Here is a 16483-nt window from a genome sequence, read left to right as displayed (position 1 = left end):
GACATTAACGTTTCGTTAATAAATGAGTAATGGCGAGAGCCAAAGGGCGTTGAGTATGTTTTGCGTTGTTCGCTCGACCACAAAGATTATGGCAGCTGCCGGTTTTGCAGTGTCACTGCTGATGGCAAGCTTTGGTGCGGAAGCAGCCTCTGGCGACTTCATGCAGACCGGCAAACTGACCTCGCAGCCGATCGGACATTATGAGTTCTGCAAGCGCGAACCCAAGGAATGCGGCATCACCAGCCGAGACACCCGCGCGCTGCAGCTCAATCATTCAAACTGGCAGCGCATCGTCGAGATCAACCTTTCGGTCAATGAGCGCATCAAGCCGATGACCGACATGGAAATCTACGGCGTCGAGGAATACTGGGCTTATCCGACCACCGTTGGCGACTGCGAAGATTACGTATTGCTGAAGCAGCGTGAATTGCAGAAAGCCGGCATCCCGCTCACCGATCTTCTGATTACCGTCGTCCGCAAGCCGGACGGCGAAGGCCACGCAGTGCTTACCATCCGCACCGATCGCGGCGATTTCGTTCTCGACAACCTGACCGATGAAGTCATGCGCTGGAACGAGACGGATTACACCTATCTGAAGCGTCAGGCCGCGAACGATACCGGTCGCTGGGTCACCATCGAAGGTCCAGACAACCTCCTCGTCGGCTCGGTACGCTGAGGTTAAAAGACCTGTTTCATTTGAACGGAGGCCCGGACTGTGCTAATCGGTACGGGTCTAAAAAGGAGAGGTCGGTGCGGTTAGCCCGATCCCCGTTTCAAAGCGGGTCCTGGCCTTCGCAATTGCTTTCATTTCGGCAGATGCGTCGAGTCCCTTGACCTTCCAACTCCGTTGCAATGATGCATTGGAGAACAAAGGGTCTTGGTCATGAAACAGCAAATCTCTGTTATTACAGTTGGAATCGCGAATCTTAAGCGCTCGCGACGCTTTTACGCAGAAGGCTTCGGCTGGGCGCCGGTTTTCGAGAACGAAGAAATCATTTTCTATCAGATGAACGGCTTCGTTCTCGGAACTTTTCTGAAATCCTCGCTCGAAACCGACATGAACCGCCGTGGCCTTTTGCAGCCCGGCGCCTTTTCGCTTGCGCACAATGTGGAGCGAGAAGCTGATGTCCCACCACTGATGAAACGGCTGGTTCAAGCGGGCGGCAAGCTGTTGCGATCAGCGGATGCACCAGCCCACGGCGGTTTTCGCGGCTATGTCGCCGATCCTGACGATCATGCCTGGGAAATTGCCTGGAACCCCGCCTGGGCCATCGACGAGAACGGCCTTGTAACATTCGGGCTATGAACCCAATGGCTGGCAGGGCGCGTTTCGCGCCCTCTGGCTTACAATGACGTGACTATTGGAGCCACGCATGACAAAAATCTACTTCATCTCGCATCCTGAAGTCGTCATTGATCCCGCAAAGCCAGTTCCATCATGGCATCTGGCGGAGCGTGGTATTGAACGGATGCGTATATTTGCCGGCAAACCGGAATTGCGCTCGATCACTTCGATCTGGTCGAGCACAGAAACAAAGGCAAGGGAGGCAGGGGAAATTCTGGCCGGCGTTCTGGGAACAAACCTGTCAACGGATGGTCGCTTTAACGAGATCGACCGAAGCGCTACCGGATTTCTACCCGCCGATCAGCATGAAATGGTCGCCGACCAGTTCTTTTCAGCACCCGAAGCAAGCATCCGTGGATGGGAGCGAGCCATCGATGTGCAACAGCGCATCGTGCAAGGCTTCGAAGCTGTAAAGCGGCTTGAAACTTCTGGTGATATCGCCATCGTTGGGCACGGCGGCGCGGGTACGCTGCTGCTCTGCTCTCTCGCGGGACTTCCGATCAGCCGCCAGTACGATCAGCCCTATCAGGGACACTATTGGTGTTATTCATGTAAAGAAAGAACTGTCCTCCATCACTGGAGACCGATAGCACCACGTTGAAATTTCAACGAAGATACCACCGAATTATATACTGGTTCCCCGGGGCGGCCATTTACGCTATGCTTTGATTCTGGCTTCTTCCAAGCCTCCCCCCTCCGTTGGGGAAAGCATTTTTTCATGCAGGAAGAATAAACCATCGAACCAACTGTTCGGGCACATGCACAAGGAGGGACTGCAACGACAGCTCGTCACAGGAGGTTTATCGATGCGGTTATCGTCCCCTATCTATCACCTGAAGAGGCGCGCCAGACGTTTGGCAAACGAGACTGCTATTCCGTTCCATGCAGCGCTTGATCGCATTGCGGCTCAGGAAGGCTATCGAAGCTGGAGCCTGCTCGTCAACAAGGCATCCGCTCCCGTTTCTGCAAGGGAAATATACAACTTTCTTAAAACTGGCGACATGGCGCTGATCGGTGCGAGACCGGGTCATGGCAAGACCCTGTTGAGTCTCGATATAATGATAGAAGCGATGCGAGGCGGCAATTGCGGCGTGTTCTTTTCGCTCGATTACACAGAAAGAGATATTGCCGCGCGCTTCCAGGCACTCGACTGCAAACAGGATGATTTTCGGCATCTGTTTCGCTTCGATTGTTCGGATGCCATCTGCGCCGATTATATAATCGCCAAACTTGATGATGCCCCAACGGGAACCGTTGTGGTCATTGATTATCTGCAACTACTGGATCAGAAGCGCGACAAACCCACCCTATCGACCCAGATGGCGGCGCTCAGGTCATTCACGTCAAATCGAAGACATATCGTTCTCTGCATATCACAGATTGATCGCTCCTTTGATCCATCAACCAAGGCATGTCCGGCAATTGAAGATATCCGGCTTCCCAATCCGCTCGACCTTACTTTGTTCGATACTTATCTCTTTCTCAATGATGGCCAAATCCGCGTACAAACGCACACTGGAACCAAGCCGCTCGTGACTCCGTAGAAGGTATTCAGGCGGCAGAAACCAGCCTTTCCGCGCCCATGCGATAAGATATTGCGCTGGCCAGATGGATGCGTCCGACTTTGTCGCTTCCATCGAGATCGGCCAGCGTGCGGGCAACCTTCAGGATACGATGATAGGCGCGCGCGGAAAAATGCATCTGCTCGCTCGCGTCGCTCAAAAGCTTGAGGCCTGCCGCGTCCGGCTTTGCGACCTCCTCTATCAGTTTGGCCGAACAATAGGCATTGGTCATGGACGGTTCCAGACCGAGCGCGGAATAACGTTCGCTCTGTATTGCGCGGGCGCGGGCGACGCGTTGTGCGACGGTCTCGCTTGCCTCGGACTGGGATGGCTTGATGAGATCGAACGCGGAGACAGCAGGCATATCCACCCGCAAATCGATACGGTCGAGCAGCGGGCCTGAAATGCGCGCCTGATAGTCAGCCTGGCAACGCGGCCCGCGTGCGCAGACATGCCCCGGTTCGCCAGCCATGCCGCAACGGCATGGATTCATGGCTGCAATCAGTTGAAAGCGCGCCGGATAGCTGGTTCGGTGATTGACGCGAGCAATCAGACATTCACCGGTTTCGAGGGGCTGGCGCAAAGAATCCAGCACCTGCGGGGAGAACTCGGGAAACTCGTCCAGAAACAGCACGCCATGATGCGCAAGCGATACCTCGCCTGGCCGTGCCCGCAGCCCGCCACCAACCATTGCCGCCATCGATGCCGAATGATGGGGCGCGCGAAAGGAACGGCGGTCCGACAGTTTTCCGCCCGAAAGCTCCCCTGCAATCGAGGCAATCATCGACACGTCGAGCAATTCACGCGGAGAAAGACGCGGTAAAATGGATGGCAACCGCTGGGCCAGCATGGACTTGCCTGAACCCGGCGGCCCGACAAGCAGCAGATTGTGATTGCCGGCAGCTGCAATTTCCAGCGCACGCTTCGCTGTTTCCTGCCCCTTTATATCAGCAAGATCGAGTTGCGTTTCTCCGCAAACTCGCATGGATGGTTCAGGTCGGGTCAGAACCTGCGTACCGCGAAAATGGTTGGCAAGGGCGATGAGGCTGCGCGGAGCCAAAATATCAATGTCGGCCCCCGCCCAGGCTGCCTCCGGTCCACAGGCATAAGGGCAGATGAGACCTTTATCTTCCCGGTTCGCGCCGACTGCAGCAGGCAGAACGCCGGCGACCGAGGTGATCGAACCGTCGAGGGACAATTCCCCCAGAACAAGATAGGACTGGATCGCATCTGCCGGGATAGCTCCAATTGCCGCCATCAGCCCGACCGCAATGGGTAAATCGTAATGCGAGCCTTCTTTCGGCAGGTCGGCGGGCGCCAGATTGACCGTCACCCGCTTGGTCGGCATGGAAAGGCCAGAAGCGTGAAGTGCTGCCTGCACGCGCTCCCGGCTTTCCGCCACAGCCTTGTCCGGCAAGCCCACGATGGAGATGTTGTGGCTAATTAATTTATCGATTACACTCGCATAATGGACAGAGAAAACACTAAACCGCTCGCTTATTCCTACGTTCGCATGTCGACGGATATGCAGCTTAAGGGCAACAGTTTAGAACGACAGAAAGAAAAATCGAAAGAATATGCAATTCGCCATGATCTTCAATTGGTTGAAAATTTTGAAGATATCGGCGTTTCTGCGTTCAAGGGTAAGAATATTAAGGAGGGAATGCTCGGAGATTTTATCTCCCTTATCGAAAACAAAACTGTCCCTGCTGGGTCTTACCTATTAATTGAATCGCTGGACAGACTCAGTAGAGAAAACATATTTGAATCTATCCCCTTATTCATAAAAATACTTAAGTCCGGAATCAAAATCGTTACACTTATCGATGAGCAAGTGTATGGCGCGGAAAATGCTGATTTCAAAGATTTGCTGTACCCGATGGTCGTACTCAGTCGCGCCCATGAGGAATCGGTCGCAAAGAGTTTTCGAGTTGGCAAAGCTTGGGCGAACAAGAGGAAAAACATCCACCAACGCAAACTTACAAAAGTATGCCCCGCTTGGCTGAAACTGAATACAGACTCAAACTCGTTTGAAGTTATTCCGGGCAGGGATGATGTTGTTAAACGTATATTTGATCTGGCCGATTCAGGATATGGTTCTTATTCGATTGGCCGCATTCTCAACAACGAAGGCGTTCTTCCCTTTAGCGAAAATTCAAAGGGTTGGCATGCTTCATATATCACGAGAATACTCAACAACAGATCGGTTTTGGGTGAGTTCCAGCCGCACAAGTTGGTGAATGGAACCGCCGAGCCTGATGGCGATATAGTCCCGGATTATTTCCCACACTTGATTGATGAGGAACAGTTTTTGCGCATTAAACATGCGCGCCGGAAGCGACTGGTCGAAGGAGCTGGTCGAAAAGGTCCTGTGTATCGAAATTTATTTTCGAGAATTGCCAAGTGTGCTTACTGCGCCTCCCCCATGCGCTTTGTACACAAAGGGCAACCACCCAAAGGAGGTCAGTTCCTAAGATGCACCAACGCTGAGCGTCATTTCGAATGCTCCGCATCGGGTTGGCGATATGACCATTTTGAAAACGTATTTCTTTATTTTGTTCATGAACTTGACCTCGTTGAAACTTTAAAACGTGCTGACGAACAATCAGAACGGTACACGCTGGAGCAAAAACTGGTCTCCATTAATGAAAATATACGAGGGAAGAGGGAGCTACTGAATACAACTTTTGACATGCTTCAAACAAGCAATGCCTCCAAGGATTTCATCCAGTCGAAAATTGAAGAGATTTCATCCGAAATTCTGGAACTTGAAAATCAGAAGGGAGCGGTGGAAGCCAAACTGGAGAAAGATGCTGCCCTCGCTCCGGTTGATGACCAACAGATCAAATCGTTGATCAAGGAACTTCAGGATGCTGACGATGGCGATCTGGAGCGAAAACGTCGTGTCGTTGCCAACAGACTTCAGATGATGATCAAATCTCTTACCCTTGCTCCGGACGGTTTGCGAAAAGATGCCGAAAAACTGGTGCTATCTCAATTTGGATCGTCTGAAGCGCTGTTCGATTTCTTCGAAACAGGAGCGCAGTCAGGTGAGGTGAGCACGGGCATGTCGTTCTCCGTCGTTCTGTTGGACGGCATTATGAGACGAGTGACTGTAAGCCGGAGGGAGCCTCTAAAAGTCATACAACTGATAGCCGTCGATAAGCATGGTCTCATTATCGAAACTGAACAAACCCACGAAAGTCTGAAAATCTGACCCTGTTTCAGCGGCAGCAATCCCTTGCTATGGCCTTTTTCAGAAGATCGCGTTGTCTTGACCTAGAATTGACGGGATTCTCGTTTCACCAAGTAAGGAGAAACGATATGGCGAAGCCGAAAAACGTTGCGGACGTTCCCGCCGACAAAGCGATCATCGAGGAAGCGATTTCGGAAGGGAAAAAACTGATTGCTGCTGGCAAATCCAAGATTGATACTGCGTTGGCAATCTACGCAAAGCTGGAAGGGATGGAGCAGGACGTGATTGTCAGAGCATTTATCGAAGGCGCAACACTGACAGAAAAAGGCGCCCTCACGTATTGGTACAACTGCCGACGGCGTCTAGCTAAGGAACGCCGTAGTGAACCCGCCAACAATCACTAAATGCATTATCAAAATCCGTAAATGTTATATATGGGAGGTGGGGACACAACATTTACGGATTTTATCTTTCCACCATCATCAACGGTAAGGGGGAAGGCGTGGAAAAAACTCTAAAATCGAATTGCCCCCTCTCCCCATATTCCTCGTCATCCCACGATTTTTGAGTTTTTTACAGGGCTTCTCCCGGGACAAATAGCTCGATTTCCAATTCGGGGTAATGTTCCACCTGCAACTTCTTCAAGGCTTTGACTACCCTGTCCGTAGCCGGTGTGCAGTGTGGTTCGAACGTCTTTCTTTTGCCGTTGTCGATATCGCTGATTTTGCACGGTATACCGCAAGCCTCCAAGGCAATAACAAAGTCGGCGTGTTTCATTTTTTGTTTGCTTCGGATGAGGTCGAACCCCGCTTGGTGCTGCTGATAAGCTCGTGTCAAGCTTTCCCGAAGCCTTTTTAAATCTCCGTCGGTTTGTCGCAGATACTTCTTGGATCGACCTCCGAGGGAATCTCTTGACGTGCGGTATGTTTCAAACGAGTTGAAATCCTCGAGTGTTTTTAGAAGGTGTGGAGATTTCTTGTCGTAGTTTTCCCAGTTCTCGCGCACAAGATTGAATTCTGCAACGTCCTCCACCGGCCTCGTTTCGAACGTAAGGTGTATGTACTGCTTGCCTTCGAACTCGAAGATAGTATCGCGCGCGTTTATGGGCTTCCTTTTCCAGTCAAATTCCATTGAAAGTCGCTTGGTCACGGACCGAAAAACGAAATCGGTTTCGCCGCGCAGCATGTCTTTGATACCGACGCCCGATTTGTATTGAATTTTTTGGTCGGGACTGCGGTTGAAGAACAGTCGTAACGTCTCCTGATTCTCTTCAAACAGACCGTTGAGCGGGTTTGTTTTGATGCCTCCTTTTTGTAAGACAATCCCGTTGTCGCCGTCACCCGGTTTCAACGTTGCCGCGCCTCGCGTTCGCCAGCCGACAGGTTGGCGAACTATATGCTTAATCTCCAAAGGACTGCCTTTATCCAGATGACTTCGGGCCTGTCGAAATGATTCGAATAACTCTCCGCTGGTTGCCTTTGTGATATTTTGGTCGCTGGCATTGGAGAGGAAGCCGTCTGTGGTGACACTGAAGACATGTACGTCCTCAGGGAAACCGTTGAGAATTTCACCGAGGACTGCTCGCGTGTACGACGTGATGAATGATGCAAAATACGGCTGGGTGATCTTGCTCGGTGGAAGGGCTTCCATTCCATCGTTTTGAAGGTTGTATACCCGCTTTTCACGAAGACCTTGGGCCGTTTTTCCGTAGGTGCTGTTGCCGACCTCTTTCCAGAACAGGTTGTCAAAAGTTCCCTTCTTATGCGCTGCACGCTTTTCAATGCATTCCTTAATGAAATCCCTGAAAACTGGTTGCTTGGGATCGGATGGTACGTGAACGCCCTTGCGGAAAGTCAGTAGCGCTCCGAGTTTCTGGGCAAGATATAGTTCGGGAGCCGAGCACTTCGAGTTGCCCTTACGAGGAAAGATGATTCCATTTGCCGTGCGGACAGGGAGAGTTGGGAAACGTACAGTTTCGGGGAACTCAAAGTCCACGGAGAAGAAACTGAGGTCGAGCGGTCCAACATCATCAAGCGTTGTCAGATTAGTGATATTGTCCCAGTCAGGCATGCCTATCAGTGACATCGCTGTGGTATATGCAGAACTGAGATCGTGGTCCCTCCACTGACCTTCGTCAGCAATGCCGTATATGAACTGCTCGTTTCTGCCGCCATGGTAGGTTTCTGTGATGAACGCCTCGTTGAAATAAGCTTCCTCTTTCAGCGGCGTTACGGTCTTGATTTTGAAATAGCCGTCTTTCTTGCTGAAAAATCTCTCTTTGATGGTTTCTCGCCCCAAGATTTGATTGCTATCCAACCCATCGTTTTGCCACCCGAGAAGCAGCAACCCGGTTCCAAAGGACGTCAACGTTGCAGGCATTTTGAAAGAGGTGAAAAGCGCAGTGCTCTGCTGAATTATCCGTTCGGCAAAACGGACGCACACCTGCGCATCGCGGATCGCATACTCACGAAACTCGCTCCACCGTTCCTTTCTGAAACGGGCCATGTTTTCCTTGATTTCCCGCTCTTCCTTCGGCGTCTGACCGAGCTGGATTTTTGGGAAACCGAGAAGATCACCGATATCTGCAAGCGATTTAGCGTTGCTCGGAGCAAGCAGGATAGTGTCGCGGACAATGACGTTGAACTCGGCAATCGGATTATCCGCTTCGCCAAACCTTACTGGAATAGCACTGTCAATGCTGACGAATGTGCTTCTGACATTTGAAGTCAGTCGAGCGTTGTCCTTGAAATCACTGAATGCCGGGAAGTCGGCGCGAATGAAATGCCCTAGAAGGTAGATGGATTTCGGCACCTTCACATCGGGAAATTTCTCGATCAGCGATCCGACCGCAATACCCAGAAACTCGGCGAGCGTTAACCTCTGTTCGGCATCGGGGATAATAATTCCATCTGTTTCGGGCGTGCCAGGCTGTCCATCTTTAGTAATCAGCTTGATCGAGAACTGGTACGAAAGAAGCTCATTTTTTGCACCTGCTTCGATGCAGTTTTCCTGCTCGTTTGCCTTCAAAGACTGATATTCGGTGTCAAAACCAAGGAGCAGATAAGCGCTCGGGTCCTTCCTTGTCTTTCGCTTTTTTCCGGCGACTGGCGGCTCAAAAATGTTCTCGCTCTGAATAGAAACCGTTTTTGTTCTGCCCCCTTCATCGTCGGGTTCGATCTTGAAGGTGAATTTGTTCTCAAGCTTGGGCTTAGGCATCTACGCCCTTTCCGGATTCTACCACATCGATGTGTTGGGGAACGTCGTCATAATCTCGAGGGCTTGCCAGAATACTTGATCTCATAGTGCCGTTGAACGTTGCCCTGCATCGGTAGGATATCTCGATATTCAAAAAGGGAGCCTATGTTGCTGGTAAAACGTGGAAATTCGAAATTCTGGTATGCGCAGTTTCAAATTGAACATCAAACGATTGTCCGGTCAACAAAGACGACTGACCGCAGAATTGCCCTGCAAGTCGCCGCCAGGATTCGGGCTAATTTCCACTCCGAGCTGCTGCTTGGCAAAAAGGAGGCGATTACGTTGGAAACTGCTCTTCATCGATTTGCGAACTCGAAGCTCGGAACCCCGAACTACCGGAATCTGGAAAGTCAGATCAGGGTGATACTGAAAATACTGAATGGCTCGATTCCTTTGATGAAGGTCAACTCCGACACACTGGAACGGTTTCGGCAAAAGCGACTATCCCAAGGATGCGCATCGCAGACTATCAAGCACGCCATGAACTGTCTGATAGGAGCGATTCAGCTTGCTCGGAAGGACGGTTATCAAAGTCCGTCAATCAGCGCGCCCCTCATTAGAACACCCAATTCCCGAATGCGATATCTGAGTATCGAGGAAGAGCGTCGCCTGCTGCATGAACTCTCCCCCTCACGTGTCGCAAATGGCCTATCTGCTGACCCGTCCCGTCGAGAAGATCGGCAAAAATGGATGCAGGACAATTATGATCTCGTCGTTATGCTACTCGATACCGGAGCGCGCTACAGCGAAATCGCTAACATTGCGTGGCAGGACATTGATTTAACCCGCGGTGAAATACGCCTGTGGCGCTCCAAAGTTCAAAATGAGAGCGTGATCTACATGACGGATCGCGTGGAAACGATCCTGCACCGTCGTCTACGGGAGAGCAATGCGCCAACCGTTTTCGTGAATAAGGCCGGAGAGAAGAGAGGATATTCAGCAACCGCCATTCGCAAGGCCTTCCTTCGCGCTGGCCTTGAAGACTGCACTATTCACACGCTTCGTCATACGCACGCGACGCGCCTTGTTCAAAACGGACTCTCAATCCAAGAGGTCAAGGCTGTGCTTGGTCACTCCGATATTCGAACAACGATGCGATATGCCCACCTTGAACAGGCTGTTGTTACCCGCAAGGCACGTGACGTTGTGAACGGCCTCAATGCCGTTAATTCCTCTGGTGACGGTAGAGCATAAGCATCTCAAGCTTATTGCCTAGCGCATACAACGCCGGGAATCTCGCTGGAAAGACTCGGCGCCGCTACAGTGGTACGGTTTCCTTCTATTTCAATTAGCTGCCCCTGCTTCTACCAAACCGTCAACTTCAGTAAAAAGCGGAGTAATTCAGAGCATGTCCAGGTAAGGTCTTTAGCCTCTGCAAGGTTAAAAATTTTTCTAGCCGCTCATGCGACCCTTTTAATTTTCAATCGCATGTTGTCTGGCCGCAGCAGTTCTTCCCTTACAGCCGCGGCTAAAGTCTCGGCTAAGGCCGGCGGAACCGCATTGCCGATCAATCTCGCAACGCTCTTTTTGTCGGCTACAAACCGAAACCAAGCGGGGAAGGATTGCAATGCCGCAAGTTCCCGTCCAGTCAATGGTCTGTTTTCCTCTGGATGGGCATATCGTCCACGTGTAAAGCTATCCGAATGAGCTGTTATGGTTGTCGCCAAGCCCGACCAGCTGAGGCGTCCATAAACATCAAGGTGCCCATGACCGCGATGATTAGTATGGCAGTTCAGACGAAGCTCTTCAGGGATGTCCATCCAGCCCCCTCCTTGGGGCACATAAGAAATCCGCTTGCGGTTGTCTTCCGATATGGCAGTTCCAATATGATTTGCAAAATCCGGATGTTCTTGCTTGATGTCGGGAGTCGGAAATTGGCCGATAACATCGCGAACCGTCCGTCCCGAAACATCGGCAGAGAGCGGCAGCGTAAAACCCCCAGCCAGATTGCTCGAGAACCCCACAGCTATGAATCGCTGGCGACGCTGAGCCACGCCATAATTCGATGCATCTACAATTGAGGTTTGCACGCGATAGCCAGCACCTTCAACCTGATGGATGAATTCCGCGAGTATCGCGCGCCCTCGTTTGGCTGCTATGTAAGGCACGTTCTCCAACATGAACACTTTCGGTCGAATGTGAACGATAGCAGAGCCAAACCAATGAATCAGATCATTGCGCTTGTCTTCATCATTTCCTCTTCGCTGTTGAGAAAAGCCCTGGCATGGAGGCCCCCCGACTAAGAAGTCGCATTCACCTGGACTTACACCGGAAAGGGCCAAAATCTCGGTAAAAGAAATGTCATTCGCGGAACGCTGAATTATGTGCGGCCCTAAATTGTAACGATACGTCCGGACTGCGTCAGGGTCATTATCGAGTGCTAATCGGACGTCAAATCCCGCACGCATTAAGCCTAAGCTGAGTCCACCTGCACCAGCGAACAGATCGATTGCTGTCAACCGATTACAAACAGAACGCTGACCTGAGCGGCCTCTCTTCTTTTTGGCTGCGATGGAGCTGGTAAATGATCGGCCTTGCGCGCTCCAAACATCCCTTTCCAGGTCAAGGCATTCAACGGAAGGTGTAGCCAGCTCGACAATGATTTGAGCTGCCAAATGTCGCGAAAAAATTGGACTGACTGCGTTTCCGATTTGGCGGTATCGTTGAACCAGAGGACCAGAAAAAACAAAGTCCGACGGAAAGCCCTGCAAAAGGCCTGCCTCGCGCACCGAAATATTCCTATCCTGCACTGGGTGGAGAAATCGCCCACATGATGGGGTTGAGGACTTCGACGTAATACTTATAGAAGGTCGATCCCAAGCCAATCTTCCATACACATCTCGGAAGCCATCCACCTCGTCATGACAATTGGGTAGGAGTTCACGGTTTGCTTCATTCCTACTACCACCGTCATGGGGCACCGATGCTATCAACTCTAGAATCCGGTTTGTGTGGGCCGGCGCGACATGCATTGGATCGTCAGGGTGCTGCTCACCGGCTCTTATAGGCGGCAGTGAACCGATTGCATCGCGCACTGTACGGTGGCTCGCCTCTAGTTCCCGAGGAAAATTAAACACACGGCCGCCCCTTCTGGCGATGATCACGGCGCGAAACCGGGCTTGGGGTACTCCGAAGTCGGCAAGGTTGTGAACGCGAGCGCGAACCCGATATCCCGCATTCTCAACTCTTTCTATCGTTTTCGAGATTGCAGGCCAGTGCTTATCATCAAAAACCTCTGGCACGTTTTCCATTAAAATGAATTCGGGCTTTAGCTTTAGCGCTACCTGAAAAAACACATCAACTAAGTCGTTGCGAGAATCATTCCGAAGGTCTTTTTTCCTGTGAGCTGAGAAGCCTTGGCACGGGGGACCGCCGACCACCACGAGCGGACCCTCCCCACGTGGTTTCCAGAGGCCAGATGCCTTTGATAGCTCTTCCTCGGCAAGTAGTTTTCTGACGTCCGCGACCAAGACCGGCGCATTGACCTGTTTCTGAAAGGTCATCGCTGCGTGAGTATCAACGTCAACGCCTCCTAACACGTTAAATCGATAACCGCCCTGGACAGACTGAAATCCGGTGCTTAATCCACCACATCCGCAGAACAAATCAATTACATCAATCTCTGCGTTCACTTGAGCGTTCCTATGCATCTTAACGTGCAGGGTAATCCCGTGCTATTCATCTCACCCGATGGTACCATTACCGATTCTGATACTTTATCCAAGCTCCACTGTGAACAAAAGGGGTCCGATACTTGCCTATAGATAATTGGGGCACTCCCCTGCGAGATGTGCTGGCAGATGCCGATTTTCGCCTTGAGCTGGGAGAGCTAAACTCCCGGCTTATGGGCTTTCTTCAAAGCTCGGGTCAGCCCTACCGACGCCCTTACGATGAAATAAGAGCGAATCTCAAGGAGCAGATCACAGAGAACCGGCTGGAAACTTGGAAAAAGCTTTTTCAAGAGTTGGGCCTTGTATGGGTCGAAGACGGCATACTACATCATACGCACTTCGGGGAAGTCATTTTAGACGGGCACGCTGAATGTAAAAGTGCGGTGGATCGGGAGAGGTTGAAGATCGCCGCGACAGCAGTGCGGGTGTTGGGTCGCCAACAACTACTCAACCCCACTACCAAAAACAGAGGATATCCGGCTGAATGTGATGTTCTGCCTTATCGAGCTATCTGGCGGGCCATCGACCGCCTTAAGACCCTACATTGGGAAGAGGTGCATCGGGTACTACTGCGCGCTATGCGCTCTGAAGAAGTCGATGAGGCCATCGCTAAAATAGAAGCCGCACGGACTAACAATGACTATGATCCGCAGAATACAGAAAGCGCAACTGCTCACTTGGGGCCTGCCATTTACCCCGACTCTGAACAGGCAGCTCGTCGGATAACGCCTTGGTTTTCTGCTGCAGGGTTTGGGGGGCTCCTGATCGATAAAGAGCCTACGCAAGGCAGAAGATCCTTCACAGCCCTTGGCGCGCTACTTGTTCCTGAGGAATTGGCGAAGCATCAGCAGTGGCTCGATTTTGGCGAAAACCAGAGGGCGTGGTTTGAACATCTTAATGACGCTGTCGCCATCAACTCCGATAAATCAGAGGACCCATCTAACGTTATCGCTTCTTCCATTGACGATGACGACCCGATCCTACTTGAGGTCCAAAAGCTACTCACCATCGACAATGCGTCGGGGATCATGTTTGTCGGGCCGCCGGGTACAGGGAAATCATGGTATGCTCGCCAGATCGCTCTGAAGTTAACCAACGGCGACCTAACGCGTGTGTGCGACGTCCAATTTCACCCCTCATACCAATATGAAGATTTCGTTGAGGGGTATACGCCGGATAATGGAGGCGGGTTCCGCCTGACCGATAAGCATCTTCTAAAGATGATTTCGGTCGCATCTTCCACGGATTTACCGGTTGTAATAATTATAGATGAGTTTAGTCGCTCTGATCCAGCAAGGGTTATTGGAGAAGCTTTAACCTATATGGAGAGTTCTCTTAGAGATGTTCCTTTTTATCTGCTGTCCGGAAGACGGGTTGCAATCCCCAAGAACCTCATCTTCCTCGCCACGATGAACCCAGATGACCGCTCCGTCGATGAAATAGATACAGCAATGGAGCGCCGTTGGTCGAAGGTGACGATGTATCCAAATAAGGAGACGTTGAGTAAATTTCTGGCGGATAACGGAACTGAGAACCATGTATTAGGTCGAACCGTCGAATTTTTCGTTGGACTCCAAAGCTACCTTGAAATCGGACACGCTGTTTTCAGAACTGTGCGAGACAAAGATTCTCTTCTTCGCCTCTGGGAAACCCAAATCAAGTTTCTCGTCAAGAAAAAACTCCGGTTCTCTCCAGATGCGCTTTCCGAGGTAGAAGCTCTTTGGACCGCTTGTGTTGCCGGTATAACTGCTCTGGAATTGGCTAGTGCACCCATAGAACCTTCTTCCCCAGCGGAGTCTACAAATCAGGTGCTAAGTGACTCCGTCGAACGATAAGAAGATTAATATTGCTCTTGAGTCGAGAAAGTCGTGCGAGGTTGATATTTCTCAACTATTCCACGATGGTGTCTCGCAGATTTTTCCGTTTGTTGAGCACCGTGGATATTTATTTTTGCAGTTCCGGCAGAGCAAAGCGGTCGTGTCTGCGGGGCCCTTCGTGGGGCGAATTCCATTAACGCGGAACATCACCATTGAGGTGACACCTAGACTTCCCGTCAGAAGTGTTGCTCGCATCGTGGATGTCGCTCATGGCGATTTGGTGAATCTAACCGAAACTCAGCACTCTTATCGCTCTGAAAGCAATTCGATTCTCAGTATCTTCGAGTTCGTTGCACGCGATTTTGCTGGGGCGATCAAGGCGATATCAACTAACGGCTTTCACAAGGAATACACTCGGCGCACTCACGAAAGCTCCCAATTTCGAGGAAAGCTGGATTTTACAGCTACTATAAAAAGGTGTTGGAGCGTCGGAAATACACACGAGGTTGTCACCTCAAGGTTTGAACACTTAGTTGACATTAGCGTGAACCGTGTTCTGCGGAGCGCCTGCGAACTGCTTCTTCAAAACGCTATTAAAAGTGGGATTGGGAGTAGTAAGGAATTTGTTGAGCTCGCCAATTTTCTAAGGCATATGCCGAATACAATTCGCCGCGCCACGTCCTCGGACCTTCAATACTGCTTCCAGAGTATCAGTAAAAGGTCGCTACCTGCCTGTAGGGATTATTACTACAAACCGCTATCCATCGCCATCATGGCTCTTTCAGACAACTACATATCCATACAGTCTGAGGGCAATGACATCGAAATGAGTGGCTTCCTTATAAACTTCGAAACTTTGTTTGAAAATTACCTGAGAAACATTTTGCAGGCGCGGAATAATGAAGAATTCTGGGTACTAGACGGCAACAACGGAGGACAGAAACCTCTCTTCGATGACCGGAAGAATCCGCCCGCCCAACCAGACATCGTTATCAAGGAGAAGACTACAAAAAAATCCCTTGTTGTCGAAGTAAAATACAAGGATAAGCCTAATAGAGACGATATAAATCAAGTAATATCTTATGCTTTAGCATACGACACCAAAAATGTTGTGGTTGTGACGCAGAAGAGACCCGACGGAAGAGGTGGTCTGTCGTTGATAGGGCGAATAAAAGGTATAGCATTGCATCAATATTATTTTGATTTGAATGCATCTTCTTTAGAAGATGAAGAACGCAATTTTTCTGAATGCATTTTCGGGCTGGCTGATTTTAATCAAACGCCTCCTCAGTGACCTTAGTTACAGCAGTCATAGACGGCTTCGCGGCTCATTCTTTTTGGTACTGACGGGCGTGATACAGATTTCTCACGTCTTTCAGCTGACTCGGTGTCATCGGCAACGTACCAATCACGCCGCCGGAGAACCGAACAGCCATCGTCGTAGGTCTCAGTCGTCAGATTTGCCTCTGTACTATCAGGGTAAGTGACGAGAATTTGTCGGAACGGCTGATCGCTTTCCCAGTAATCAATACAGTGCTTCAGTCTCCGGCTGCGAACTTCTCATTGGTGCCCGTTCCTGCCGCCGTCGTCGAAGCCAGAAGTAACATGCCACCGAGCCCCGCAACTGTGGTTCCAGT

At 50.8% G+C, this 16483-nt stretch carries 11 protein-coding genes and 1 pseudogene; 9 read left to right on the top strand and 3 right to left on the bottom strand.

The features are described from left to right. The first annotated feature begins 55 nt into the window (after positions 1-55). The 4 genes from J9800_RS19140 (at position 56) to J9800_RS19125 (ending at position 2889) form a co-directional block, all read left to right on the top strand. Positions 56-676 carry a transglutaminase-like cysteine peptidase gene (locus tag J9800_RS19140; protein ID WP_114214430.1) on the top strand — a complete coding sequence of 207 codons (621 nt, stop codon included), beginning with the start codon at positions 56-58 and terminating at the stop codon, positions 674-676. Positions 677-883: 207 nt separating this feature from the next. Continuing rightward, positions 884-1306, top strand: coding sequence for a VOC family protein (locus tag J9800_RS19135; protein ID WP_114214431.1), 423 nt, complete (start codon positions 884-886; stop codon positions 1304-1306). Between the two features lie 67 nt (positions 1307-1373). Next, the gene (locus J9800_RS19130) at positions 1374-1946 is read left to right on the top strand and encodes a histidine phosphatase family protein (RefSeq protein ID WP_114214432.1); all 573 of its coding nucleotides are present in this window, start codon (positions 1374-1376) and stop codon (positions 1944-1946) included. A gap of 205 nt (positions 1947-2151) precedes the next feature. After that, entirely contained in the window at positions 2152-2889 is a 738-nt protein-coding gene (locus J9800_RS19125) for a DNA helicase (protein WP_114214433.1), read from the top strand. Between the two features lie 7 nt (positions 2890-2896). Here J9800_RS19125 and J9800_RS19120 read toward each other — a convergent pair. Further along, a pseudogene (locus J9800_RS19120) lies at positions 2897-4339 on the bottom strand (YifB family Mg chelatase-like AAA ATPase); the annotation flags it as partial. A gap of 36 nt (positions 4340-4375) precedes the next feature. Between J9800_RS19120 and J9800_RS19115 the strand changes: the two are divergent. Next, positions 4376-6124, top strand: coding sequence for a recombinase family protein (locus J9800_RS19115; protein ID WP_112586936.1), 1749 nt, complete (start codon positions 4376-4378; stop codon positions 6122-6124). A gap of 107 nt (positions 6125-6231) precedes the next feature. Continuing rightward, positions 6232-6507 (top strand): hypothetical protein, encoded by a 276-nt coding sequence (locus tag J9800_RS19110; RefSeq protein ID WP_094540976.1) that lies wholly within the window; start codon positions 6232-6234, stop codon positions 6505-6507. 169 nt (positions 6508-6676) lie between these two features. On the opposite strand, the gene J9800_RS19105 is transcribed toward J9800_RS19110, so the two are convergent. Beyond that, positions 6677-9319 carry a DNA polymerase gene (locus J9800_RS19105; protein ID WP_210845910.1) on the bottom strand — a complete coding sequence of 881 codons (2643 nt, stop codon included), beginning with the start codon at positions 9317-9319 and terminating at the stop codon, positions 6677-6679. 144 nt (positions 9320-9463) lie between these two features. On the opposite strand from J9800_RS19105, the gene J9800_RS19100 reads away from it, so the two are divergent. Then, a complete protein-coding gene (locus tag J9800_RS19100) occupies positions 9464-10552 on the top strand; it encodes a tyrosine-type recombinase/integrase (protein ID WP_112586931.1) in 1089 nt (362 codons plus the stop codon). 206 nt (positions 10553-10758) lie between these two features. On the opposite strand, the gene J9800_RS19095 is transcribed toward J9800_RS19100, so the two are convergent. Next, positions 10759-12990, bottom strand: a complete 2232-nt coding sequence (locus J9800_RS19095; RefSeq protein ID WP_162707437.1) for a DNA cytosine methyltransferase — start codon at positions 12988-12990, stop codon at positions 10759-10761. Positions 12991-13112: 122 nt separating this feature from the next. Between J9800_RS19095 and J9800_RS19090 the strand changes: the two genes are divergently transcribed. Continuing rightward, complete coding sequence (locus J9800_RS19090) at positions 13113-14864, top strand: McrB family protein (RefSeq protein ID WP_162707436.1); 1752 nt, start codon at positions 13113-13115, stop codon at positions 14862-14864. Beyond that, the gene (locus tag J9800_RS19085; RefSeq protein WP_112586925.1) at positions 14845-16140 is read left to right on the top strand and encodes a 5-methylcytosine restriction system specificity protein McrC; all 1296 of its coding nucleotides are present in this window, start codon (positions 14845-14847) and stop codon (positions 16138-16140) included. Before J9800_RS19090 ends, J9800_RS19085 begins: the two co-directional genes overlap by 20 nt. Positions 16141-16483: the final 343 nt, after the last annotated feature.

The organism is Ochrobactrum sp. AP1BH01-1, from assembly GCF_018066705.1.
GTDB lineage: Bacteria > Pseudomonadota > Alphaproteobacteria > Rhizobiales > Rhizobiaceae > Brucella.
Note: the sequence above shows the minus strand (reverse complement) of the source record. Positions and strands in the feature narration are given on the sequence as shown.

Bases quoted from the DNA above. Each gene is read 5' to 3' on its own strand.
- J9800_RS19140 (WP_114214430.1), top strand. From the start codon at position 56: ATGTTTTGCGTTGTTCGCTCGACCACAAAGATTATGGCAGCTGCCGGT.
- J9800_RS19135 (WP_114214431.1), top strand. From the start codon at position 884: ATGAAACAGCAAATCTCTGTTATTACAGTTGGAATCGCGAATCTTAAG.
- J9800_RS19130 (WP_114214432.1), top strand. From the start codon at position 1,374: ATGACAAAAATCTACTTCATCTCGCATCCTGAAGTCGTCATTGATCCC.
- J9800_RS19125 (WP_114214433.1), top strand. From the start codon at position 2,152: ATGCGGTTATCGTCCCCTATCTATCACCTGAAGAGGCGCGCCAGACGT.
- J9800_RS19115 (WP_112586936.1), top strand. From the start codon at position 4,376: ATGGACAGAGAAAACACTAAACCGCTCGCTTATTCCTACGTTCGCATG.
- J9800_RS19110 (WP_094540976.1), top strand. From the start codon at position 6,232: ATGGCGAAGCCGAAAAACGTTGCGGACGTTCCCGCCGACAAAGCGATC.
- J9800_RS19105 (WP_210845910.1), bottom strand. From the start codon at position 9,319: ATGCCTAAGCCCAAGCTTGAGAACAAATTCACCTTCAAGATCGAACCC.
- J9800_RS19100 (WP_112586931.1), top strand. From the start codon at position 9,464: ATGTTGCTGGTAAAACGTGGAAATTCGAAATTCTGGTATGCGCAGTTT.